Annotated in this window: 22 protein-coding genes and 1 pseudogene; 7 read left to right on the forward strand and 16 right to left on the reverse strand. The window is 68.9% G+C overall.

What is annotated here, in order from left to right; all coding sequences use genetic code 11:
• Window positions 1-183: 183 nt before the first annotated feature.
• Window positions 184-1710: a tRNA (N6-isopentenyl adenosine(37)-C2)-methylthiotransferase MiaB gene (gene miaB, locus ACFYTS_RS20420; RefSeq protein WP_387306318.1), complete on the reverse strand. Its 1527-nt coding sequence runs from the start codon at window positions 1708-1710 to the stop codon at window positions 184-186.
• 299 nt (window positions 1711-2009) lie between these two features.
• Between miaB and ACFYTS_RS20425 the strand changes: the two genes are divergently transcribed.
• The 5 genes from ACFYTS_RS20425 (at window position 2010) to ACFYTS_RS20445 (ending at window position 5617) form a co-directional block, all read left to right on the forward strand.
• Window positions 2010-2738, forward strand: a complete 729-nt coding sequence (locus ACFYTS_RS20425; RefSeq protein ID WP_357096756.1) for an amino acid ABC transporter ATP-binding protein — start codon at window positions 2010-2012, stop codon at window positions 2736-2738.
• 24 nt (window positions 2739-2762) lie between these two features.
• Window positions 2763-3602: a glutamate ABC transporter substrate-binding protein gene (locus ACFYTS_RS20430; protein WP_357282891.1), complete on the forward strand. Its 840-nt coding sequence runs from the start codon at window positions 2763-2765 to the stop codon at window positions 3600-3602.
• 91 nt (window positions 3603-3693) lie between these two features.
• Entirely contained in the window at window positions 3694-4374 is a 681-nt protein-coding gene (locus tag ACFYTS_RS20435) for an amino acid ABC transporter permease (protein WP_387306320.1), read from the forward strand.
• Window positions 4371-5282 carry an amino acid ABC transporter permease gene (locus ACFYTS_RS20440; RefSeq protein WP_357282888.1) on the forward strand — a complete coding sequence of 304 codons (912 nt, stop codon included), beginning with the start codon at window positions 4371-4373 and terminating at the stop codon, window positions 5280-5282. Before ACFYTS_RS20435 ends, ACFYTS_RS20440 begins: the two co-directional genes overlap by 4 nt.
• A 59-nt stretch (window positions 5283-5341) precedes the next feature.
• Complete coding sequence (locus ACFYTS_RS20445) at window positions 5342-5617, forward strand: hypothetical protein (RefSeq protein WP_387306322.1); 276 nt, start codon at window positions 5342-5344, stop codon at window positions 5615-5617.
• 87 nt (window positions 5618-5704) lie between these two features.
• Here ACFYTS_RS20445 and ACFYTS_RS20450 read toward each other — a convergent pair whose 3' ends face one another.
• From ACFYTS_RS20450 to ACFYTS_RS20470, 5 genes and pseudogenes are all read right to left on the reverse strand, one after another.
• Complete coding sequence (locus ACFYTS_RS20450) at window positions 5705-6277, reverse strand: hypothetical protein (RefSeq protein WP_387306442.1); 573 nt, start codon at window positions 6275-6277, stop codon at window positions 5705-5707.
• Window positions 6260-6724: pseudogene (gene recX, locus ACFYTS_RS20455) on the reverse strand (recombination regulator RecX); the annotation flags it as partial. The gene ACFYTS_RS20450 and the pseudogene recX, both read right to left, overlap by 18 nt.
• Window positions 6670-7035: a hypothetical protein gene (locus ACFYTS_RS20460; protein WP_387306448.1), complete on the reverse strand. Its 366-nt coding sequence runs from the start codon at window positions 7033-7035 to the stop codon at window positions 6670-6672. The pseudogene recX and the gene ACFYTS_RS20460, both read right to left, overlap by 55 nt.
• A gap of 743 nt (window positions 7036-7778) precedes the next feature.
• Window positions 7779-8813, reverse strand: coding sequence for a recombinase RecA (recA, locus tag ACFYTS_RS20465; protein ID WP_387306324.1), 1035 nt, complete (start codon window positions 8811-8813; stop codon window positions 7779-7781).
• 171 nt (window positions 8814-8984) lie between these two features.
• Entirely contained in the window at window positions 8985-10007 is a 1023-nt protein-coding gene (locus ACFYTS_RS20470) for an Lrp/AsnC family transcriptional regulator (RefSeq protein ID WP_387306326.1), read from the reverse strand.
• Between the two features lie 95 nt (window positions 10008-10102).
• Between ACFYTS_RS20470 and ACFYTS_RS20475 the strand changes: the two genes are divergently transcribed.
• Window positions 10103-11512, forward strand: a complete 1410-nt coding sequence (locus tag ACFYTS_RS20475) for an MFS transporter (RefSeq protein ID WP_387306328.1) — start codon at window positions 10103-10105, stop codon at window positions 11510-11512.
• A gap of 135 nt (window positions 11513-11647) precedes the next feature.
• Here ACFYTS_RS20475 and ACFYTS_RS20480 read toward each other — a convergent pair whose 3' ends face one another.
• From ACFYTS_RS20480 to ACFYTS_RS20490, 3 genes are all read right to left on the reverse strand, one after another.
• Window positions 11648-12100 (reverse strand): nuclear transport factor 2 family protein, encoded by a 453-nt coding sequence (locus tag ACFYTS_RS20480; protein WP_357282878.1) that lies wholly within the window; start codon window positions 12098-12100, stop codon window positions 11648-11650.
• A 35-nt stretch (window positions 12101-12135) separates the two neighbouring features.
• Window positions 12136-13053, reverse strand: a complete 918-nt coding sequence (locus tag ACFYTS_RS20485) for a pyridoxamine 5'-phosphate oxidase family protein (protein ID WP_387306331.1) — start codon at window positions 13051-13053, stop codon at window positions 12136-12138.
• 82 nt (window positions 13054-13135) lie between these two features.
• Entirely contained in the window at window positions 13136-13588 is a 453-nt protein-coding gene (locus tag ACFYTS_RS20490) for a VOC family protein (protein ID WP_387306332.1), read from the reverse strand.
• A 125-nt stretch (window positions 13589-13713) separates the two neighbouring features.
• Between ACFYTS_RS20490 and ACFYTS_RS20495 the strand changes: the two genes are divergently transcribed.
• Window positions 13714-14295, forward strand: a complete 582-nt coding sequence (locus tag ACFYTS_RS20495) for a CGNR zinc finger domain-containing protein (RefSeq protein ID WP_387306334.1) — start codon at window positions 13714-13716, stop codon at window positions 14293-14295.
• A 7-nt stretch (window positions 14296-14302) separates the two neighbouring features.
• Here ACFYTS_RS20495 and ACFYTS_RS20500 read toward each other — a convergent pair whose 3' ends face one another.
• The 7 genes from ACFYTS_RS20500 to ACFYTS_RS20530 form a co-directional block, all read right to left on the reverse strand.
• The gene (locus ACFYTS_RS20500; RefSeq protein WP_357282872.1) at window positions 14303-14494 is read right to left on the reverse strand and encodes a DUF3046 domain-containing protein; all 192 of its coding nucleotides are present in this window, start codon (window positions 14492-14494) and stop codon (window positions 14303-14305) included.
• Between the two features lie 129 nt (window positions 14495-14623).
• Window positions 14624-15772 (reverse strand): glycosyltransferase, encoded by a 1149-nt coding sequence (locus tag ACFYTS_RS20505; protein ID WP_387306336.1) that lies wholly within the window; start codon window positions 15770-15772, stop codon window positions 14624-14626.
• An 88-nt stretch (window positions 15773-15860) separates the two neighbouring features.
• Complete coding sequence (locus ACFYTS_RS20510; protein ID WP_387306338.1) at window positions 15861-16574, reverse strand: PIG-L deacetylase family protein; 714 nt, start codon at window positions 16572-16574, stop codon at window positions 15861-15863.
• Window positions 16575-16696: 122 nt separating this feature from the next.
• Complete coding sequence (locus ACFYTS_RS20515; protein WP_387306340.1) at window positions 16697-17848, reverse strand: ROK family protein; 1152 nt, start codon at window positions 17846-17848, stop codon at window positions 16697-16699.
• A gap of 25 nt (window positions 17849-17873) precedes the next feature.
• Entirely contained in the window at window positions 17874-19298 is a 1425-nt protein-coding gene (locus ACFYTS_RS20520) for an ABC transporter permease (RefSeq protein WP_357282865.1), read from the reverse strand.
• Between the two features lie 17 nt (window positions 19299-19315).
• Entirely contained in the window at window positions 19316-20089 is a 774-nt protein-coding gene (locus ACFYTS_RS20525) for an ATP-binding cassette domain-containing protein (protein WP_357282864.1), read from the reverse strand.
• An 86-nt stretch (window positions 20090-20175) separates the two neighbouring features.
• Entirely contained in the window at window positions 20176-21330 is a 1155-nt protein-coding gene (locus ACFYTS_RS20530; protein WP_357282862.1) for a substrate-binding domain-containing protein, read from the reverse strand.
• Window positions 21331-21445 lie beyond the last annotated feature (115 nt).

A 21445-nucleotide genomic window follows, 5' to 3' on the forward strand; every position in this document is an offset into this window, starting at 1 on the left:
CCTCGCTGACGCCGTAGCGCTCCCGCGCCGTGACTGGGTGCGGCGTGCGCGGGCGAAGAGCCGACGGCGCACGTCTCCCGCGATCCTGCCCTATGACGCAGCGTAGTTGACCAGCGACCCCCCACGATCCCGGGACCGGTTCCGGCCCGGCCACCGATCGCGTGCGTTCGCCGCGGCGTGCGACTACTCGCCGCAGGCGGACCCGCAGCCCGCCACCGCCGTCTCGACCACCACCGGCGCACCGATGCTCGGCAGGCCCAAACCGACGCCGATGGGCGCGGTCTTGGGGGTGATGCCCTGCTCGTGGGCATCACCCGCGCGGGTGCGGCGGTGGCTCAGCACCTCGCCGTCGGCGATCAGGTAGTGCGGGGCCGCGCCGGTGACGTCGATGGTGATGATGTCGCCGGGCCGGATCTCGCTGCCCGGCGCCGGGTTCGCGGTCGGGCGGAAGTGGACCAGGCGGCCGTCGCGGGCGCGGCCGGACATGCGGGCGGTCTTGTCGTTCTTCTTGCCCGCGCCCTCGGCGACCAGCAGTTCGACGGTCGAACCGACCAGCGCCTGATTGCCCTCGAGCGAGATCTGCTCCTGCAGCTCGATCAGCCGGTCGTAGCGTTCCTGCACGACCTCCTTGGGCAGCTGGTCGGGCATGGTCGCGGCCGGGGTTCCCGGGCGGATCGAGTACTGGAAGGTGAACGCGCTGGTGAACCGCGCCTGCCGCACCACGTCCAGGGTGGCCTGGAAGTCCTCCTCGGTCTCACCGGGGAAGCCGACGATGATGTCGGTGGTGATGGCGGCGTGCGGCATGGCGGCACGCACCTTCTCGATGATGCCGAGGAACTTGGCGCTGCGGTAGGAGCGGCGCATGGCCTTGAGCACGCGGTCCGAGCCGGACTGCAGCGGCATGTGCAGCTGCGGGCAGACATTCGGGGTCTCGGCCATCGCCTCGATCACGTCGTCGGTGAACTCGGCCGGGTGCGGGGAGGTGAAGCGGACCCGCTCGAGGCCCTCGATCGTGCCGGTGGCGCGCAGCAGCTTCGCGAATGCGCCACGGTCGCGCGGCTCTTCGGGGTCGGCGAACGAGACGCCGTAGGAGTTCACGTTCTGACCCAGCAGCGTCACCTCCAGCACGCCCTGCTCGACGAGCGCCTGCACCTCGGCGAGCACGTCGCCGGGCCGCCGATCGACCTCCTTGCCGCGCAACGCCGGAACGATGCAGAACGTGCAGGTGTTGTTGCAGCCCACCGAGATCGACACCCAGCCCGCGTACGCGGACTCGCGCTTGGCGGGCAGCGTGGACGGGAACGCCTCGAGCGATTCGATGATCTCGACCTGGGCCTGCTCGTTGTGGCGGGCCCTCTCCAGCAGCACCGGCAGCGAGCCGATGTTGTGGGTGCCGAACACCACATCCACCCAGGGCGCCTTCTTGACCACGGTGTCGCGGTCCTTCTGCGCCAGGCAGCCGCCGACCGCGATCTGCATGCCCTCGCGTTCGGCCTTGATCGGCGCCAGGTGGCCGAGGGTGCCGTACAGCTTGTTGTCGGCGTTCTCGCGCACCGCGCAGGTATTGAAGACGACCAGGTCAGCGGTATCGCCGGCCACGGCCTTGACGTAGCCGGCGTCCTCGAGCAGACCCGAGAGCCGCTCGGAGTCGTGCACGTTCATCTGGCAGCCGTAGGTGCGGACCTCGTAGGTCCGGGCCGGGGAATTCACCCAACCAGGGTAATAGCTGCTCGGCGGAGGCCCTAAACCCGTCCGGGCCTCGGCCGAAACCCGTCCGTGCCGCGCGCACCCAGACCCCGCGGCCGTGCCGTGGATGGTCGCCGAATTGTCGCCGAATCAACGCCCGACCGGCCGAGCTGGTCTCGGCGGCGTCAATCGCTGGTTACGCGCGGGTGTCGAGTCTCGGCACAACCCGGGCCGGACCGGCAAAGACGAGCATTTCGGGCGCAAGGTGGTTAGGGTCACTGGTCATGACCGACGTGGCCGATTCCATCAGCACTCCCGCGCCGATGATCTCGATGCGGAATGTGGACAAGCACTTCGGCTCGCTGCACGTCTTGCGTGACATCAATCTCGAAGTGCCCAAGGGGCAGGTCGTGATCGTGGTGGGACCCTCGGGCTCCGGCAAGTCGACGTTGTGCCGAACCATCAACCGGCTCGAGACCATCGATTCCGGTGAGATCGCCGTCGACGGGGTGAAACTGCCCGAGGAAGGCAAGGCCCTCGCCAAGCTGCGCGCCGACGTGGGCATGGTGTTCCAGCAGTTCAACCTGTTCGCGCACAAGACAATTCTCGACAATGTGATGCTGGCGCCGGTGAAGGTGCGCCGCACCGACAAGGCCAAGGCGCGAGCCCGGGCACTGGAGCTGCTCGACCGCGTCGGCATCGCCAATCAGGCCGACAAGTATCCGGCACAGCTCTCCGGCGGACAGCAGCAGCGCGTGGCCATCGCCCGCGCGCTGGCCATGAGCCCGAAGGTGATGCTGTTCGACGAGCCCACCTCCGCACTCGACCCGGAAATGGTGTCCGAGGTGCTCGAGGTCATGGTCGGGCTGGCTCGCGACGGCATGACCATGCTGGTCGTCACCCACGAGATGGGCTTCGCGCGCCGCGCCGGCAATCGGGTGCTGTTCATGGCCGACGGGCAGATCGTCGAGGACACCGAACCCGAATCCTTCTTCACCGCACCGAAATCGGATCGCGCCAGGGACTTCCTCGGCAAGATCCTCTCCCACTGACTCCACAAGAGAACAGGACGTTCGATGAGGATCAACCCCGCGCTCAGGATCGCCGCCGGAGTGGCTGCCCTGGCTCTCGCTGTCACCGCGTGCGGCGGCAGCAGCAACAAGACCGCCAGCCAGCACGCCGCCGACGGCAAACTCACCATCGGCATCAAGTACGACCAGCCGGGCCTGGGCCTGCACAACAAGGACGGCAGCTTCAGCGGCTTCGACGTCGACGTCGCCACCTACGTGGCCGACAAGCTGGGCGTGAAGGCGGAGAACATCACCTTCAAGGAGTCGCCGTCCGCGCAGCGCGAGACGCTGATCGAGAACGGGCAGGTCGATTTCATCGTCGCCACCTACTCGATCACCGACAAGCGCAAGGAGAAGGTCGATTTCGCGGGCCCGTACTTCCAGACCGGGCAGTCGCTGCTGGTGCGGTCGGACAACACCGACATCACCGGACCGGATTCGCTGAACGGCAACAAGAAGCTGTGCTCGGTGAAGGGCTCCACCCCGGCGCAGAACATCAAGGACAAGTACGTCGCCGCCCATGAGGTGCAGCTGATCACGTACGACACCTACTCACTGTGCGTGGAGGCGCTCAAGTCCGGCGCGGTCGACGCGGTCACCACCGACGACATCATCCTGCGCGGTTACGCGGCGCAGTCGCCGGGCGCGCTCAAGGTGGTCGGCAACACGTTCACCGTCGAGAAGTACGGCATCGGCGTGAAGAAGGGCGACACCGAATCGCGCGGCAAGATCAATGACGCCATCGACGCCATGATCGCCTCCGGGGCGTGGAAGGCCGCGCTGGAGAAGGAGTTCGGCGCCACCGGCTTCCAGGTTCCCGAGCCGCCCAAGGTCGACCGGTACTGATCCACGGATTCGTGCCGGGTGATTTCCCGCTGACATCGCTCACGGAATCACCTGGCACGCTTCGTTTTCCGATCGGAGGAATGGGGCAGTCGTGTTCGACTTGATCTCCAACTATCACACCAAGTTGCTCGACGCGTTCTGGGTGACCATCAAGCTGACGCTCTATTCGGGGTTCTGGGCGCTGATTCTCGGCACCGTCGTCGCGGGCATGCGGGTGTCGCCGGTTCCGATTGCCCGGTGGATCGGCACGTTGTACGTCAACATCATTCGGAACACGCCGCTCACGCTGATCATCGTGTTCTGCTCCATCGGCCTGTACTCCACGCTCGGGCTGCGGCTCGCGGCGGAGGGGCCGAACAGCATCTCCGAGAACAACTTCCGGTTCGCGATCGTCGGGTTGAGCGTCTACACGGCGGCTTTCGTCTGCGAGTCGCTGCGAGCGGGCATCAACACGGTGCCGTTCGGGCAGTCGGAGGCGGGCCGTTCGCTGGGGTTCACCTTCGGGCAGAACCTGCGCATGGTGGTGCTGCCGCAGGCTTTCCGGGCGGTCATCGCGCCGCTGGGCAGTGTGCTCATCGCCCTGACCAAGAACTCGACCATCGCCTCGGCCATCGGTGTCGGCGAGGCGGCGCTGCTCATGGCGGAGATGAACGAGAACGAGGCGGCGGTGCTCAATATCGGCGCCATCTTCGCGCTCGGGTTCGTGATCCTGACCCTGCCGACCGGCCTGTTCTTCGGCTGGCTGGCCAAACGATACGAGGTGGCGCGATGACCGCGGCGTCCGTGCTCTACGACGCGCCCGGCCCCCGCGCCCGGGTGCGCTACCGGATCTATTCGGTCATCGCGATCGCCGCTGTCGCCGCGGTGTTGTGGTTCGTCTACCGGGGGCTCGCCGACAAGGGGCAGTTCACCGAGGCCAAATGGAAGCCGTTCACCGAGAGCCAGGTCTGGAGCACCTACCTGCTGCCGGGTCTGCGCGGCACGCTCGAGGCGGCGGCGCTGTCGATCGTGCTGGCGCTGGTGCTGGGCATGCTGTTCGGCATTCTGCGCATGTCGGATCATCGGGCGATCCGCTGGTTCGCGGCCGTGGTGGTGGAGGTCTCGCGGGCGATTCCCGTGCTGGTCCTGATGATCTTCCTCTACTACCTGTTCGCCAAGCAGAACGCCTTCCCCTCCGATCAACTGGCGCTGGCGGCGGTGGTGACGGCGCTGACGGTCTACAACGGATCGGTCATCGCCGAGATCGTGCGCTCGGGCATCCGCGCGCTGCCCAAGGGGCAGACCGAGGCGGCCGTGGCGCTGGGCATGCGCAAAACCCAGGTGATGGTCTCGATCCTGCTCCCGCAGGCGGTCACCGCCATGATGCCGGCGCTGATCTCGCAGATGGTGGTGGCGCTCAAGGACTCCGCGCTCGGCTACCAGATCACCTACCTCGAGATCGTGCGCTCGGGCACCCAACTCGGTGCCGCACAGCAGAACCCGATCCCGTCGCTGATCGTGATCGCCATCATCATGATCATCATCAACTACACGCTGACCGTGCTCGCCACCCGCGTCGAGAAGTGGCTGCGCACCCGCAAACGCGGCTCCCGAGCCGTGGTCGCGGCGGGCACCATCACCGCCCCGCCCGGCATGGACGCCATGGTGTCCGACGTTTCCCTGCAGAAACCGCCGAACTGACCGGTGCGGCTTGCCCGACCGCCGGACAAGCCGCTCCCCCAGCTCGCATACTGAATTTCATGACCGAAGACGTCAGCGCTCGAAGAGAATTCGTCTTCGGGCTCTTCCTGGCCACGGTGCTCGCCCCGCTCCTCGCGGGGCTCACCAGCTTCGCCGCCATCTTCGGCGCCCACCTCACCCGCGAGGCCGCACACCGGCTGCGCACCGCCCGCCGGGAGAAACCTGTGGAGCCCGAGTCACCGCACCTCGCCGCCCAGCGCCCGCTCCGCCACGCCGGGCACCGGCATGCGCGCCGCGCGCTGTCCACCCGCCGCCCGGGCGGGGTCCTGCACTGACCTGCCGTCCAGTGGACATCGGCCGAACTCCTGCGCCCAGCGCGACTACCTACGCGCGCCGGCGAAGTGAGTCTTCAGCGGTTGTGATCAGTCACCCGAGCGATCGGCCTCGGCCAGTTCGGCTTTCACCACCGCGTAGGCCGTCGATGCACTGAAGCCGCGCCGGGCCAGGAGACCGACAAGGCGTTGGGTTGCCTTGGCGTGGTCCAGGTTTCGGGGGAGCGTGCGGATTTTCGCACGCACCAGTTCGGCCGCACGGGCTTGCTCGTCATCGTCGGCCGAGTCGGTCGGGGGCGGGGACGAGAGCTTCGAGCGGCGCGGGGAGGCCGCTGTTCCAGTGGATATCCGGTCGGCTCGATCGGGGGCGCCGCTGCCGAAGTCGGCGGTGTTCAGCTCCGTGGTCACGACCTTGTAGGCGGTGGCGGAGGTGTAGCCGCGGCGGGCCAGGAGGCCTACCAGGCGGCGGGTGGCTGTTTCGCGGTCGAGGGTTGGGGACAGGGTGCGGAGTTTGGTGCGGATCAGTTCGGTTGCGGATTCGGTGTCGTCGGAGGGGGGCTCGCGACGGGGGTGGGTGGGGTTCGGGTCGGCGGGCGACTCGGAGGCGGCGGGCGAGGCTTCGCGGCGGGGGGTGGGTTGGGGCGGGAGTTCGGTGGTCACCACTTCGAACGCTGTGCCGGGGTTGTAGCCCTTGCGGGCCAGCATCGCGACCAGGCGGCGGACGGCCTTGTCTCGGTCGAGTTCCGGGGAGAGGGTTGCGGCCTTGCGGCGGACCAGATCCGATGCGCGGGTCAGCTCGTCGGCGGGGGTGATCGCCTCCAGTGCCGGTTCGGCATATTCGGGTGCGATCCCCTTGCGCCGCAATTCCTCGGCGAGCACCTTCTTCCCCTTGCCCCCATACGTGTGCCGCGAATGCACCCACTGCTGCGCGAAAGCCGCATCGTCGATCAACCCGACCTCGGTCAGCCGATCGAGCACCCGCTTCGCCACCTCGGCGTTGAAACCCTTGTCGGCCAGCCGATCAGCCAACTCGAACCGACTCCGCGCCCGGTCCGTCAGCAGACGCAGACAGATATCCTTCGCCTGCGCTTCGGTGCCGCCACCAGCGGGCGCGCCCGATCCGGCCGACTCCTCACCGGACCCATTCCGTCCACGGCGACGTCCCGGCCCGCGACGACTCCCATCATCGTCGAAATCTGGACTATCACCCCCGGCGCGGTCCGCATACGCCCCGCGCCGACGACGACCGCCCCGCCCACGCCGACTGTCGTCTTCCTCGGAGTAGGCGCCATCGCCCCCAGCAGCCCGTTCCCCGTACTCGTCGCGCCGACGACCACCGCGACGGCCACGTCCACCAGCCCGATCCGCATCGGGCCTGCCGCCATCCGACCCCGGACCCGAATTCTCCTCATCTCGGCCATTCGACTCCCCCGAAGTCGAATACTCGTCATCGCGTGAATACGCTTCCCCCGCAACCGAGTTCCTGCTATCCCGACGTCCCCTGCGGCGGGTGATCCCCTCATCCTGATCCCTGGCAGTGCTCGACTGTTCCGCCGAGGCCGTCTTCTCCCGACTCCCCCGCCGACCCCGTGACTCCGACGCAGCTGCGTTCGCTGCCGCATTGGCTGCGGCGACAGCGGTGGCCTCGGCCAAGGCGGCGCGTGCCGCAGCCAGCCGGTCAGCCGGAGCCGCAGACTTCGAATCGGGTTCGCGCCCACCGACAGCCGCTTGCGCGGTCGAGGATTCGCTGTCGTGGCGGGCTCGCTGCTCGGGGCCTGCGGAGCCGGGGGCTTCCGGATCGTAATCCGCGGTATGGGAGTTCGACCGAGCCGAGTCGGACGAAGTCGGTGCGTCATCGGCGGTTCGCCAGGTGGAGCGGTCATCGCTCGTGGAACCGCGTTCGGGGGCGGCGTGGTAGACGTCGGCGTGGCCGCCGGATGGGCCGTAGTTCCAGCCGCTTGCCGAGACGTAGGGGTCGGCGGAGTCGCGGCCGAAGAGGTCGTGGCTCGGCTCGGCGGAGCGAGGCGTGGTGGGGCGGGATCCGCGGCGGGCGGACTTGGCGTCGCGGGATTCCAGTTGGCGGCGGAGGCGTTCCACCGCGTCCAGCTGGGGGGTGGGCCCCGGCGGGGTGCGCCGGGGCCCTTCGGAATCCCGCGAGGTCATGTCAGAAGTCGGCGGCGGCTTCCTCGGCGGTGACGTCTGCGCCGATGCCGAGCTTCTCCTTGATCTTCTTCTCGATCTCGTCGCGCACGTCGGTGTTCTCGAGCAGGAACTTGCGGGCGTTCTCCTTGCCCTGGCCGAGCTGGTCGCCTTCGTAGGTGTACCAGGAGCCGGACTTGCGGATGAAGCCCTGATCGACACCCATGTCGATGATCGAGCCCTCCTTGGAGATGCCGAAGCCGTAGAGGATGTCGAACTCGGCCTGCTTGAACGGCGGCGAGACCTTGTTCTTGACGACCTTCACGCGGGTGCGGTTACCGACCGCGTCGGAACCGTCCTTCAGCGTCTCGATACGGCGCACGTCGAGGCGGACCGAGGCGTAGAACTTCAGCGCCTTACCACCGGTGGTGGTCTCGGGGGAGCCGAACATAACGCCGATCTTCTCGCGCAGCTGGTTGATGAAGATGGCGGTGGTGCCGGAGTTGTTCAGCGCCGAGGTCATCTTGCGCAGCGCCTGGCTCATCAGGCGGGCCTGCAGACCGACGTGGCTGTCACCCATCTCGCCCTCGATCTCGGCGCGCGGCACCAGGGCGGCGACGGAGTCGATGACGATGATGTCGATGGCGCCGGAACGCACCAGCATGTCGGCGATCTCGAGCGCCTGCTCACCGGTGTCGGGCTGGGAGACCAGCAGCGCGTCGGTGTCGACACCGAGCTTGCGGGCGTAGTCCGGGTCCAGCGCGTGCTCGGCGTCGATGAACGCCGCGACGCCGCCGTTGGCCTGCGCGTTGGCGACCGCGTGCAGTGCGACGGTGGTCTTACCCGAGGATTCCGGGCCGTAGATCTCCACGATGCGGCCGCGCGGCAGGCCGCCGATGCCGAGAGCGACGTCCAGCGCGATGGATCCGGTGGGAATCACCGCGATCGGCTGGCGCGCCTCTTCTCCCAGGCGCATGACCGCGCCCTTGCCGAAGCCCTTCTCGATCTGCGCCAACGCCAGTTCGAGGGCCTTGTCACGATCGAAAGCCGGAGGTGCCATCGTCTGTCCCCTTCTCAACGGGTGAGTCTCATACTGTGGTTGGCGCCCACGTTAGAGGGAGGCACCGACAACTTCCGACGACGAGCTTAGACGAACAGGTGTTCGATGCAAGCGACGCGCTGAACGACACGCGAAACACCTGGTAGCAACCGATCGGCAAGCTGACCGGCCTCAGGGCACGATCCCCACCTTCCGGTCATCCAACAGCGTCGACGACTGCTTGAACATCCGCAACGCCGACAGCACCTGCACATCGTTGATCCCCGGCAGCACCCCCAGCGACTCGGTGACATACCGGTACAGGTGCGCGGTGTCGTGGCACACCACCGCGGCCACCAGATTCGCGGTCCCCGTGGTCGCCGCGACGAAGGCGACCTCCGGATGCGTGGCGATCGCCCGGCCCGCTGCCTCCAGATCCCCGGGCCGCACCCGCATCCACAGCATGGCCCGTGACACGTAACCCATTCGCTCCAAGGCGAAGTCGAGATCGAAGTACAGCACCCCGGATTCGATGAGCTCGCTCATGCGCCGCGCCACCCGGCTCGCACTCCACCCGGTGACGCCCGCGATCCGCGCGTAGGAAGCCCGCCCGTCGCGCCCGAGGATGGCCAGCATCGCCTCGTCCTCCCGCGACAGCTGGACCGATCTCTCCGGCCCCCGCGGCTCCCACATGGGCGGCCGCGGCCCCAGTTCACGCAGCTGCTCGGCCGTGAGCAGCCCGCTGTAGCGCGGCCACTCCTCAGCGAACGGGAACTGCCGCATCACCTCGTGCACGGTCAGCTCGAGCACCTGGGTGGCGCGCGGGATCATCCGCAACAGCAGCTCGTCCTGCCGCTCCACCGATCGCGGCCGGCACACGCAGGTGACCTCGAATCCGGTGGCCAGCAGGGAAACCCAGCTCACGTCCGGTTGCCGGGCGAGCGCTTCGGCCAATGCGACCGCCCGATTCGGCGCGGTCCGCATGCGCAGGATCCACCGGGTGCGACCGAGCGGCACCGTATTCACCTGCCCGGCCACGTGGAGTAGGCCGCGCCGCCGCAGCGACCGGTAGCGGCGGGCGACGGTCTGCTCGGACACGCCGAGAATCGCGCCGAGCCGGGCGAACGGGATGCGCGCGTCGGTGACCAGGCCGTGGATGATCTGTTTGTCGAGCGTATCCAGAATGGCGGATTCATCCGCGTGTTCAGCATCCATGGGAGGAATCTTTCGCCTACGGCGGTACAGCTAGGGGATACCAGCCTTCGTGGCCAGTCTAGGTGACGAAATCGCTCATCCCCCTGGAGGTTCCCATGCGGAAATGGCTTCCGCTGCTGGCCGCGTGCCTCGGCTCGTTCATGCTCCTCATCGACGTCACCATCGTGAATGTCGCGCTGCCCGATATCGCCGCGGATCTGGGCGCCGGATTGTCCGGACTGCAATGGGTCATCGACGGCTACGCGCTCGCCTTGGCCGCCCTGCTGCTCATGCTCGGCGCGCTGGCCGACCGGTTCGGCGCGAAACCCACCTATCTGATCGGTCTCGCCTTGTTCGCGGCCGCGAGTCTGGGCTGCGGGGTGGCCGGATCGGCGAGTGTCCTGGTGGCCGCGCGCGCGGCACAGGGCATCGGCGGCGCGGCCATGCTGGCCACCACGCTGTCGCTGTTGCACGCCACCTACACCGGCCGCGATCGCGGGATCGCGTTCAGCGCCTGGGGCGCGGTGTCGGGCGCGGCCGCCGGTGTCGGCGTGGTACTGGGCGGCGCGTTGACCGATCTGCTGTCGTGGCGGTGGATCTTCTTCGTCAACCTGCCGATCGCCGCGCTGGCGATCGCCTTGTCCGCCATCGCTTTCGGGCCGTCGCCACGCCGTGCCGACCGCCGCGTGGACCTGGCCGGCATGCTGAGCTTCACGGTGGCGGCGACCGCCGTGACCTACGGCATCATTCGCGCGGGCGAGCACGGCTGGGGTGATCGCGGGGCCGCGCCGGCGCTGATCACCGGCGTGGTCGCGCTGGCGGCGTTCGTCGTCGTCGAATCCAGCAGCGCCGCACCGATGCTGCCGCTCCCCCTGCTGCGCGGGGCGGCCTTCACCGCCACGCTGATCGCCGCCGCCGGCCTGAGCTTCGCCGCGTTCTCCACGAGCCCGTTGCTTTCGCTGTGGCTGCAGCAGTACCTGCACCTGACCCCGCTGCGGGCGGGACTGTCCATGCTGCCGCTGTCGGTGTGCGCCTTCCTGGTCTCGGGCGTCTTCGGCCGGCTGCTGCACGATGTCGCACCGCAGTGGACGATCGGCGGCGGCCTGGTGGTCATCGGCGCGGGCAGCACGCTGTTGACGCTCATCGACCTCGGATCCTCTTGGACCGCGACGATTCCCGGCTATCTCTTGATCGGCGCCGGCGTCGGCATCATGGCCCCGCCGCTGGTGGCGGTGGGCCTGGCGGCGGTCCCGCCGCACCAGAGCGGCACCGCGGCCGGGGCGATCAATACCGCGCGACAGCTGGGCCTGGCGCTGGGAGTCGCCGTGCTGGGCACCGTCTTCCGCAATGTCGGCACCGGAAAGACACCCGGCCACGCCTTCGTCGACGGCTTGAACACCGCGACGATGACGGCCGGGGTGACCGGAATCCTGGCGGGCGCACTGGTTTTCGCCCTGTACGCCCGAGCCTCCCGCCCCACGCACGCCCCGGTCATCACCCCGCCGGAACCCGCACAGCTCGCCTGACCCGGCTCACCACCCGAAGCTGGTCTGCCGCGTCCTTCTCGGCGCGGGTCCGCATCCCCGGGCAGCCACGATCAGGGAGCTCTCACCAAGGAATTCGTCCGGATTCCCCTCGGTGAGAGCTCTTTGATCTTGTTGCTATCGCAGGGGAAGGGGCGCGTTGTCCTCTTCGGGCGTCCGCGGGCCGAAGATGCGGCGCTCGGACTCGGCGATCGGCACATCGTTGATGCTGGCTTCGCGACGCGACATGCGACCGTCGGGCGCGAATTCCCAGAGTTCGTTGCCGTAGCTGCGATGCCACTGGCCCTCGTCGTCGTGCCATTCGTACTGGAAGCGGACGGCGATGCGGTCTTCGGTGAAGGTCCACAGGTCCTTGCGCAGGGCGTAGCCGTTCTCGGTGGACCATTTGCGCTTCAGGAAGTCGACGATCTCGGCGTGGCCGGTGAGGAATTCGTCGCGGTTGCGCCAGACGGAATCCTCGGTGTACGCCTGCGCGACCTTCTCGGGATCGCGGGTGTTCCAAGCGTTTTCGGCGGCGCGAACCTTCTGCTTCGCGGATTCCAGGTCGAAGGGCGGCAGTGGGGGACGCATGGCGGTGAGCCTTTCGGGTTGACAGGGATCGGGGGTCAGGGGTTGACCGGCGACAGCTCGGGGTCGGTCCAGCGCAGTGGCGTGGCACCCGAGATCTCGACGACCTCGGTGACGGTGAAATCGATGGCGCATTGCGCGCCGGGCGTGAAAACCGCCTCGTCCCAGGTGATCTCGGCGGTTCCGGTGAGTTGCAGGGTGGTCCCGGTGCGCCAGTCGGGCACGAGCAGGCCGCAGCGCGCATCGACGGCGATATTGCCGAGGGTCATGAACATGGAGTTGCCGCGATAGTCGGGCCAGCGCAGGCGGTTCGGGGAAAGCACCTGCAGGAACCCGGGATTGCCGCCGCGATGGGAGGCGTCGGCGTGCCCGTCGGCGTCGGCGGAGGCGACGAAGAAGGTGTCGGCGCGCGCGATGAGCTCCTGCTGCGCGGCAGCCAACTCCGTGCCGCGGCGCACTTCCGGCGCCCCGCCCGCGACCCATTCCTCGACCCCTCGGCGGGAAATGTACTTCGGGCAGTTCGAATACACCTGTTCGGTGTCGATGCGCAGTCCGGTCGCGGTGGGCGCGATCACCCCGTTGACCCGCATGCGGCGGCGCGTCTGCGGTTGCAACGCGATCATCCCGACATGCCTTGTGCCGCACAGCGATTCGGCCAGCGGGTCGCCCGCTACTGGCATCGCCTCGACCTCGATGGAGCGCTCACCGGCGGCGTGGACGAATCCGGGCGCCCCGGCCAGCTGGCTTGCCCACATACGGCCCGCGTCATCGGCGGCGGCCAGCACGATCATCGGCTGTTCGGCCAGGAATTGCGCGGCGGCAGCCGGAATGTCGGGCCGGATCATCCGGCCGACCCGCTGCGCGGTGTCGGCCTGGCCGAGCCGCCGCTGCACCGCCAGTTCCCCGGCGTGATAGGCGACCCCGCCGGGCAGGTCCCGGACCCGTATGTCGTTCATGTCCGTCTCCGTTCGGGGGCTCGGTTCGGTGTGGAGGCGCCGCGGTCATGCGAATCCCGCGGTGTGAGTCCGATATTCCTGCTCAGAAGAACCCGCAGGTCGGGGCGCTGCCCGAGGGAGCGGGAGCGTGCTCGGCACCCGACGGCGCGTACACCTCGAGGCGGATGCCGTCCGGGTCGATGAAGAAGATGCCGCCCGAGGCCGCGCCCTCGCCGTGCGCGACGACGCCGTCATGGGCGAACGCGACGTCCAGGTCTTTCAGCGCGGTCTCCACCGCACGGACCTGGTCGATGGTGTCGACCTGGAACGAGAGGTGGTGCAAGCCGGGAGCTTTCGCCGAGAACTCCCCGTCGCCCTGCTGCCACAGCGTGACCTGCAACTGCCCGTCCCGCCCGAGGAAGGCGAAGCGCTGCGCGCCCTCCCCGCCCGCGCCGAGCTGTTCGAAGCCGAGCGCGCGTCGATAGAAGGACACCGAGCGGTCGAGGTCGGTGACATTGAGGCCGATGTGCCCGGTGGCGAGGACGGGTGCGGTCATGGTGAATCCCTTCGGAATGATCTAACCCATATTTTTGGTTTGACAGGTTAGAAGCTAATCGCAGGGGCCACCCAACGTCAACCCCTATAGTTGATTTGTCCGGTTAGAAGGGAGTGGATGATCCGATGACGACACGAAGCCGGTTACCCTCAGACGTGCCCGAACCACGCCCCCACCTCGGTGAACCGCCCGCGTTGGACCTGCTCAACACGCGCTGGATCGCGCAGACGGGCCCGCAGGATCTGCTCACCGACGTGGCCGGCGCCCGGCAGTGGCTGGCCGACAACAACCTCGACGCCCCCGCCGACGAGGACACGTTGAACGCGCTGCTCGCCGCGCGGGAGGCGATCCTGCGCGTGGTCAAGGCCGACTCCGCGGACGATCCGCACATCGCCGACGGTCTCAATGCGGTGCTCGCACACGGCCGGATCCGCCGCGCTCTGACTCCTGACGGCCCGGCCGGGGTCCCCGAGGTCGCCGACCCGGCCTGGCTACCCGCCTGGCTCGCCGCCGACAACCTGCTACACCTGCTGGCGAACTCCCCCGAACGCATCAAGCAGTGTGCGCACCCGCACTGTGTCCTGTGGTTCCTGGACACCTCGAAGAACGGCACCCGCCGCTGGCATTCCATGGCGGCGTGCGGGAATCGCGCCAAGGCGACGCGGCACTACGCGAAGAAGACCCAGTCGGAGCAGTCGGCCGGGTAACCCGAATTCACCAGCGCGACTTCGGTACATCGAATTCCGCGCACAGCGCCCGCCACACATCGCGGGGATCGACCCCCGCCTCGATGGCCTGCGCGCCGGTCCGCCCCATGGACGGCAGCACGTGATCGGCCAGCAGCGCGTCGGCGCGCGCCGTGCCGAACTCGGTATGCATCAACTCCTGAAACTCCGTCAGCCGCACGGCCGCGAGCCTACGCCACCGACCGGATCCGGCCGGTGGCCTACCGGTCCGACCGGATCGCCCGGCTCGTGCGCGACCGGTTGGTTCGGAGCTCGCGCAGCTGGTCCGGCTCTCGCCGAGCAGGCGGTGTCAGCGCACCACGGCGTGACAGATCTCGACGGGGTCGACGGTGTCGGCGATGCCGGCGGCGGCCGACTCGGCGGCGCTCCGGTAGGCGGGGTCGTCGAGGATGCGTTTCACCGCTTCACGCAGGGCCTCGGGGGTCAGCGGCCGCACGAACAGGGAACTGCCTTGGCGGGCCGCGCGATTGGCGAGTTCCCACTGGTCGCCGCCGCCGGGGACGGTGACGATCGGGACCCCTGCCAGCAGGGTCTTGGCGAGCAGACCGTGTCCGCCGCCGCCGATCACGACCGAGGCGTGGCGCAGCAGTTCGTCCTGACGACCCAAACCGGCTGTGGCCCAGGACGGGAGGTCGGTGGGCGGGGTGTCGAGGGTGGAGATGGCAACCCGGACGCCCGCGCCCTCGAACGCCGCCAGCGCGGCCTCGGCGAGACCGACCTGGCCGGTCTGGGCGGTGGAGGGGGCGACCATGACCAGCGGTTCGTCGCCGGGCGGCAGGTCGAGGATGTGATCGGTGGGCTCCCACAGCAGGGGCCCGACCAGGTGGGCGTTCTCCGGCCAGTCCGGCCGCGGCACCTCCAGGGCGGGCAGCGTGGCGATCAGCCGGGCATCGGGCCCCGGATCCTGCGCGGGCAGGCCGATACTGGCCCGCGCCTGCTCACGTTGCACTTCCCCGCGTCGCACGGCGCGCGAGCTCAGCCCGCGCAGCACCGAGTCCCGCGCCCGTCCGCGCAGCCCCTCCCCCGCCGCGAGGCCACTCCCGATGGGCGGCAACCCCTTCGACTGCAGGTACAGCGGATGCGGCGACAGTTCCACCCACGGCAGCCGCAACCGCTCCGCGGCCATCCCGCCGCCGGCGGTGAGCACATCCGACACCACGAGCTCGGGCAGCATGGCGCTCAGGTCCGGCAGGATCTCCGTCGAAATATGCGCGGCCCGTTGATGAATCCGCGCCCCGGCGTCACTGTCGTCGTCCTCGGCCCGAGGCGCGAGGCCCTTGAGCCGCCGCACCCCGATCCCGGCCTCCCGCGCGGCGTCGAACCAGCGCGGGCTGGTGAACAGCACCGGCTCGTCCCCGACCGCCAGCAATCGTTCACACAACGCAATCGCCGGAAACGCATGCCCCGGATCAGGCCCGGCCACCACCGCTACTCGCACGCAGCCAGCGTCCCACACCCGCCCGACACATCCGGAACCTCACCCACCTTCCGGTTCCGCGTCGCCGGGCGGGCGGCGAAGTCCCAGCTCAGCCCGCGAAGCGATAGAGCTCGAAGCTGAGGGCTCGGGCGGCGGGGAAGCCCTCCTTGGGGCCGGTGGTCATCTCGATGACGGCGCGGGCCTGGGCCTCGACGGGTTCGGAGCTGAGGACCTCGAGGTAGCGGCGGTGGGCGGTGAGGGATTCGACGGCGGCCTCGACGGTGTCGGTGACGTCGAGACCGTGGCTGCCGTCGCCGACGCCGTAGACGGCGGCCCAGCACGGGGACCAAGCCGGGAGATCGGCGATATCAGGATGGATCCACTCGTTACCGGCGTCGGAGACGGCGTCGAGCGCGGCGCGGCCGACGGCGCGGTGGTCGGCGGAGTTGACGTAGCCGCGGGCCCAGGTGTCGCCGAAGTTGAACAGGATCACCATCTCGGGGCGGTGGCGGCGAATGGCGGCGGCCAGGTCGCGCCGTAGGGCGAGGGATTCCTCGATGCGGCCGTCGGGATAGCCGAGGAATTCGACCGAGCTGACGCCGACGATCTTGGCCGAGGCGCGCTCCTCGTCCTCGCGCAGCGGCCCGGCCTCGGCGGGCGACAGCCCCGCGATGCCGGCCTCACCGCTGCTGACCAGCACGTAGCGAATGTCCTTGCCCTGCCCGGTCCACCGCGCGACCGCGGCGGCGGCCCCGTACTCGATGTCGTCGGGATGCGCCACGATGACGATCCCCCGCTGCCAGTCCTCGGGAAGCTGCTCCATGCCTGTATTCAACTCCGACCGCGCGGGCCCGCGCCAGCAGGACACGAACTTCGCACCCGACCACGAATCACACCGCGCCCGACGCGCCGCGGACCGAGCCGTCACGCGCTGCGAACGCCGCCTCACAGCATGCTCAGCACGCCCTCGAACGCCGCCTCGGCCGCGCCCAGCAGTTTGAGATCCGGTCCCAGACAAGACTTCTCGATCCGCACCCCGCCGAACGCGCGGCTCACCATGCTGCGCCGGTGCACCTCCTCGCGCACCCGCGCGATCGCCGGGCCGGGCAGCGCGGTGAACAGATCCCCCAGCACCACCAGTTCGGGTCCGAGAATGTTCACGACATTGACCAGCCCCAGCGTCATCCAGTCCAGGTACTCGCCGAGCGGCGATTCCCAATCCCCGCCCAGCGCACGCAGTTCGGCCACGATCGCGCCGCGCGGCCCATGCTCGGGCATGCCGAGGGCCCGGCACAGCGCCGCCTCCCCCACCTCGGTCTCCCAGCAGCCCTCGTTGCCGCAGTAGCACTTTCGCCCGCCGGGCCGCACCGTCATATGCCCGATCTCGCCCATATACCCCGCCTGCCCGCGCAGCAGCTCGCCCTGGGCGATGAGCCCGCCGCCCACCCCGACATCGGCGGACACGAACACGGCATCGGCGGCGGTGCGCCCCGCGCCCCGGACATGCTCTGCGAGAGCACCGAATTCGGCGTCGTTGCCGACCGTCACCGGCAGCTCCAGCACCGCCCGCAGCCGCTGCCCGAGAGCCACCTCGCCCCAGCGCAGATTCGCGGCATTGTGCACCAGCCCGTCGGCGCGCCGCACCACCCCCGGCACGCAGACGCCGGCCGCGACCGGCCGCAGCCCCAGATCCTCGGCCAGGACCGCCGAGGATTCCGCGACGTGGGTGATCACCTCGTCCGGTTCCCGTTGCCGCCCACGCAGATTCCAGCTGTTGCGGCCCATGATCTGCCCGCCGAACCCGACCAGCGCGATCCCCACGTGCTCGACCTGCACGTCCACCGCCAGCACCACCGCCGCCTCGGGCTGCGGCAGCACCAGCAGCGACGGCCGGCCGGCCCCGCGCGCCAGCCGCGGCACCTTCTCCTCCACCACGCCGTCCTCGGCGAGCCCGTCCACGAGCATCTTGATGGTGGATCGGTTGAGCCCGAGTTCGGCCGCGAGGGTCGCGCGGGTGGCGGGGCCTCCGGTGTGTAGCAGCCGCAGGAGGGTCGACCGGTTGAACCGGCGCACCTCGTCCGGACGGGCGACGGTCATGAACTCGGATATACCATCGCGCGGCTCACCGGCCGGACATCGCCACGCGGCGTCTCGACAGCGCGTCGACGGTGGCGGCCAGCAGCAGCACCAGCCCGGTCACGATGGACACCACCGCCGCCGGTTGCCGCAGCAGGCCCAGCCCGTTCGACACCACCGCCAGCACCGCGCCGCCGATCACCGCGTCGGCGACCCGCCCGCGCCCACCGAACAGCGACGTCCCGCCGATCACGGCCGCACCGACGGCGAACAGCAGCGTATTGAGCCCGCCCGCCTGCGGATCCACCGAACCGACCTTCGAGGAGTAGACGATCGCCCCGACCGCCGCGCACGCGGAACTGATGACGAAGACGCTGGCCCGCAACTGGGTCACATTGATGCCCGCGCGCCGCGCCGCCTCGACATTGCCGCCGACCGCGTAGATGTGACGGCCGTAGGTGGTCCGCGTCAGCACGTAGGTTCCGGCGACCAGCAGCACCAGCACGATCGGAACCACGTACGGCACACCGGAAATGACGATCAGCGAGCTCGGCGACCGGTTGACGGTGAGCAGCGCCGTCACGACCACCGCGAAGACCACGAGCGCCGCGACCTTCACGACCACCAGCGCCGTCGGCCGCGTCACCAGCCCGCGCCGCCGGCGCAGCACGTGCCCGCCGAGCGTGACCACGGCGTACCCGCCCGCCGCCACCACGCACAGCACCCAGCTGCCCACCGTCGACAGATTCCCGTTCGCCACCGCGTCGAGCACGTGCGAGGAACTGATCCCCAGCACCCCGCCTTCGCCGATGAGCTGGAGAATCACGCCCTGCCACGCCAGGAACAGCGCCAGTGTCACCACGAACGACGGCATCCCGATCTTGGCGATCAGGAACCCGGTGATGGACCCGATGGCCGCGCCCACGCACACCGCGAGCAGCATCTCCACCCACGGATTCGCGGACAGGCCCAGGACCGTCAGCAGTATGCCGAGCAGCGAGAACGCCACGCCCGGCCAGATCCGCAGCAGCCCCGCCAGGATCGCCGCCAGCGCCAGCATCGCGTTGAACACGAAGAACACCGTCGACCCCATGCCGGTCAACAGGTTCCCGTTCTCCACGTAGTGCATGGCCAGCACCGCGCCCGCCACCCCCGAGGCCGTGCCCGCCGACAGATCGATCTCGCCGATCAGCAGCACGAACACGATCCCGATGGCGATGATGGTCTGCCCCGCGCCCTGGGCCAGCAGGTTGGCGATGTTGTTGAGGGAGAAGAACACGTCCGACAGGGCCGAGAAGAACACGATCAGGGCCACCAGGCCGAGAATCGCCGGCAGCGAGCCGATCTCGCCGCCACGCAGCCGAGCCATGTAGTCACTCAGGGCTTCTCGCACAGACAGCGTCGTGGTGTCGATTCCGAAGTCGGTCACGGCGGTACCGGATTCGGCCATCGCTTCCGAAACATTGGTCATACCGGTGGATTCCTCGCTCACAACGCCACCGCTTCCGGCCGCGCCAACCCCAGCTCCCCCGAGCGCCCGGCGGTGATCAACTCCACCACCTGCCCGGTGGTGACATCGGCGGTCCGCACCTGCGCGGCCATCCGCCCCAGGTACAGCACCGCGATCCGATCCGCGACCTCGAACACGTCGGCCAGGTTGTGGCTGATCAACACCACGCCGAGCCCCTGTTCGGCCAGCCGCCGCACCAGATCCAACACCTGTCGCGTCTGCGCGACGCCGAGCGCCGCGGTGGGTTCGTCGAGCAGCACCAGATTGCTGTTCCACAGCACGGCTTTGGCGATCGCCACGGTCTGGCGTTGCCCGCCGGAGAGCGCCGCGACCGGGGTGCGCACCGATTTCACGGTGCGCACCCCCAACGAGGCCAGGGTGCGCCGCGCCGCCTCCTCCATGCTCGCCTCGTCCAGCAGCCACGGCTTGCCGCGCTCCCGGCCGAGGAACATGTTGGCCACGATGTCGAGATTGTCGGCCAGGGCCAGGTCCTGGTAGACGACCTCGATGCCGAGCGCCGCCGCGTCCTTGGCGCCACGCAGGTGAACGGGTTCGCCCCGGAATCGCACCTCGCCCGAATCGGCGGCGTGGATTCCGGCGACACATTTCACCAGCGTGGATTTGCCCGCGCCATTGTCACCGACGAGTGCGGTGACCTCGCCCGCCGGCACGGTGAGGTCCACGTCGTGCAGCACGTGCACCGGTCCGAAACTCTTGTTCAGGCCGGTGATCCGGAGCAGCGGCTCATTCATGCTGTGTCCTTTCGCGCATGACCGGAGCGCTGCGTGGTTACGCTGCGCCGCCTCCTCCGCGCTTGACCGCTCATGCGCGGCGATCCTCAGGCGATGCCGAGCGTGGAGCAGGCGGACTTCACGTCGCCGGAGCAGACGTCGCCGGCCTTCACGAAGCCGGAGTCCACCACCTGCTTGACCTCGGTCTTGGTGATCGGTTGCGGTTGCAGCAGTATGGATTTCACGTCCCGCTTGCCCTTGGGGTCCTGGCTCACGGCCTGCGCCAGCGCGTCCGCGGCGGCCTTGTCGCCCTTGGCGAGTGCGACGGCGAGTTTCGCCGCGTTCTCCGCCTCCTCCTTGATGGGCTTGAACACGGTCATGTACTGGTCCCCGCGCAACACCGCCTTGAGCCCGTCGACGGTGGCGTCCTGACCGGTCACCGGCACCTTGCCATTGAGGCCGTTCTTCTTCAGCACGGTGATCACCGCGCCCGCCAGGCCGTCATTGGCGGCGACCACGCCGTCGACCTTGCCGCCGTTGCCGGTGAGGATCTGCTCGAAGGTGGTGCCGCCCTTCTGGTTGTTCCAGTCGTCGATGGGCTGGCTGCGCACCAGCTTCAGCGCGCCCGAATCGTACAGGGGCTGCAGGGCTTTCTGCTGGCCCTGGTGGAAGAGGGTGGCGTTGTTGTCGGTCGGCGCGCCCTCGATCTCGACGACCTGCGCGCCCGGCTTGTCCTTGAGCGCGGTCGCCATTCCCTGGCCCTGCAGCTCACCGACCTTCACATTGTCGAAGGACACGTAGTAGTCGGAGGATCCGCCGAGGTTGAGGCGGTCGTAGTCGATGGTCGGGATGCCGGCCTTCTTGGCCTTCGCCGCGACGGCGCTGCCGACCTCGCTGTTGATGGCGGCGATCACCAGGACCTTCACGCCCTTGGCGATCATGCCGTCGGCGAGGGTGGTGAACTTCTGGACGTCACCCTGCGCGTTCTGCACGTCGGCGTCGAATCCGGCCTGGTTCAAGGCGCTTCGCAGCAGGGGCTTGTCGAAGGATTCCCAGCGGGCCGAGGTGGCCGTCTCGGGGAGGATGACACCGACCGTCCCGTTCCCCCCGCCACCGGCGGGAGCGTTGGACGTGGAGGTGTCGGTACTGGAATTGGATCCGCAGGCGGTGAGGGTGAGCAGGCCGGACAGGGCCAGCGCGGCGGCGGTGAGACCCCGTCGACGTCCGGACTTCTTCGGCGGGAGCGCGCTTTTCGTCCTCATCAGGGTGACCTTCTTTTCCATGACGCTGCACGCGGCGGTCACTGGGTTGCGACCGCACACACGGCATATGTTGTGGGCAACAGCATATGCCGTGTGCGGTGCGTGCAGAGGACGA

The organism is Nocardia sp. NPDC004151 (assembly GCF_042874235.1).
Taxonomy (GTDB): domain Bacteria; phylum Actinomycetota; class Actinomycetes; order Mycobacteriales; family Mycobacteriaceae; genus Nocardia.

Excerpts from the sequence above, each read along its gene's own strand:
- ACFYTS_RS20490 (WP_387306332.1), bottom strand. The coding sequence starts at position 13,588 with ATGACCGCACCCGTCCTCGCCACCGGGCACATCGGCCTCAATGTCACC.
- ACFYTS_RS20445 (WP_387306322.1), top strand. The coding sequence starts at position 5,342 with ATGACCGAAGACGTCAGCGCTCGAAGAGAATTCGTCTTCGGGCTCTTC.
- ACFYTS_RS20510 (WP_387306338.1), bottom strand. The coding sequence starts at position 16,574 with ATGGAGCAGCTTCCCGAGGACTGGCAGCGGGGGATCGTCATCGTGGCG.
- ACFYTS_RS20430 (WP_357282891.1), top strand. The coding sequence starts at position 2,763 with ATGAGGATCAACCCCGCGCTCAGGATCGCCGCCGGAGTGGCTGCCCTG.
- ACFYTS_RS20515 (WP_387306340.1), bottom strand. The coding sequence starts at position 17,848 with ATGACCGTCGCCCGTCCGGACGAGGTGCGCCGGTTCAACCGGTCGACC.
- ACFYTS_RS20480 (WP_357282878.1), bottom strand. The coding sequence starts at position 12,100 with ATGCGTCCCCCACTGCCGCCCTTCGACCTGGAATCCGCGAAGCAGAAG.
- ACFYTS_RS20475 (WP_387306328.1), top strand. The coding sequence starts at position 10,103 with ATGCGGAAATGGCTTCCGCTGCTGGCCGCGTGCCTCGGCTCGTTCATG.
- ACFYTS_RS20530 (WP_357282862.1), bottom strand. The coding sequence starts at position 21,330 with ATGAGGACGAAAAGCGCGCTCCCGCCGAAGAAGTCCGGACGTCGACGG.
- recA (WP_387306324.1), bottom strand. The coding sequence starts at position 8,813 with ATGGCACCTCCGGCTTTCGATCGTGACAAGGCCCTCGAACTGGCGTTG.
- ACFYTS_RS20525 (WP_357282864.1), bottom strand. The coding sequence starts at position 20,089 with ATGAATGAGCCGCTGCTCCGGATCACCGGCCTGAACAAGAGTTTCGGA.
- ACFYTS_RS20440 (WP_357282888.1), top strand. The coding sequence starts at position 4,371 with ATGACCGCGGCGTCCGTGCTCTACGACGCGCCCGGCCCCCGCGCCCGG.
- ACFYTS_RS20470 (WP_387306326.1), bottom strand. The coding sequence starts at position 10,007 with ATGGATGCTGAACACGCGGATGAATCCGCCATTCTGGATACGCTCGAC.
- ACFYTS_RS20520 (WP_357282865.1), bottom strand. The coding sequence starts at position 19,298 with ATGACCAATGTTTCGGAAGCGATGGCCGAATCCGGTACCGCCGTGACC.
- ACFYTS_RS20425 (WP_357096756.1), top strand. The coding sequence starts at position 2,010 with ATGATCTCGATGCGGAATGTGGACAAGCACTTCGGCTCGCTGCACGTC.
- ACFYTS_RS20495 (WP_387306334.1), top strand. The coding sequence starts at position 13,714 with ATGACGACACGAAGCCGGTTACCCTCAGACGTGCCCGAACCACGCCCC.
- ACFYTS_RS20460 (WP_387306448.1), bottom strand. The coding sequence starts at position 7,035 with ATGGCCGAGATGAGGAGAATTCGGGTCCGGGGTCGGATGGCGGCAGGC.
- ACFYTS_RS20485 (WP_387306331.1), bottom strand. The coding sequence starts at position 13,053 with ATGAACGACATACGGGTCCGGGACCTGCCCGGCGGGGTCGCCTATCAC.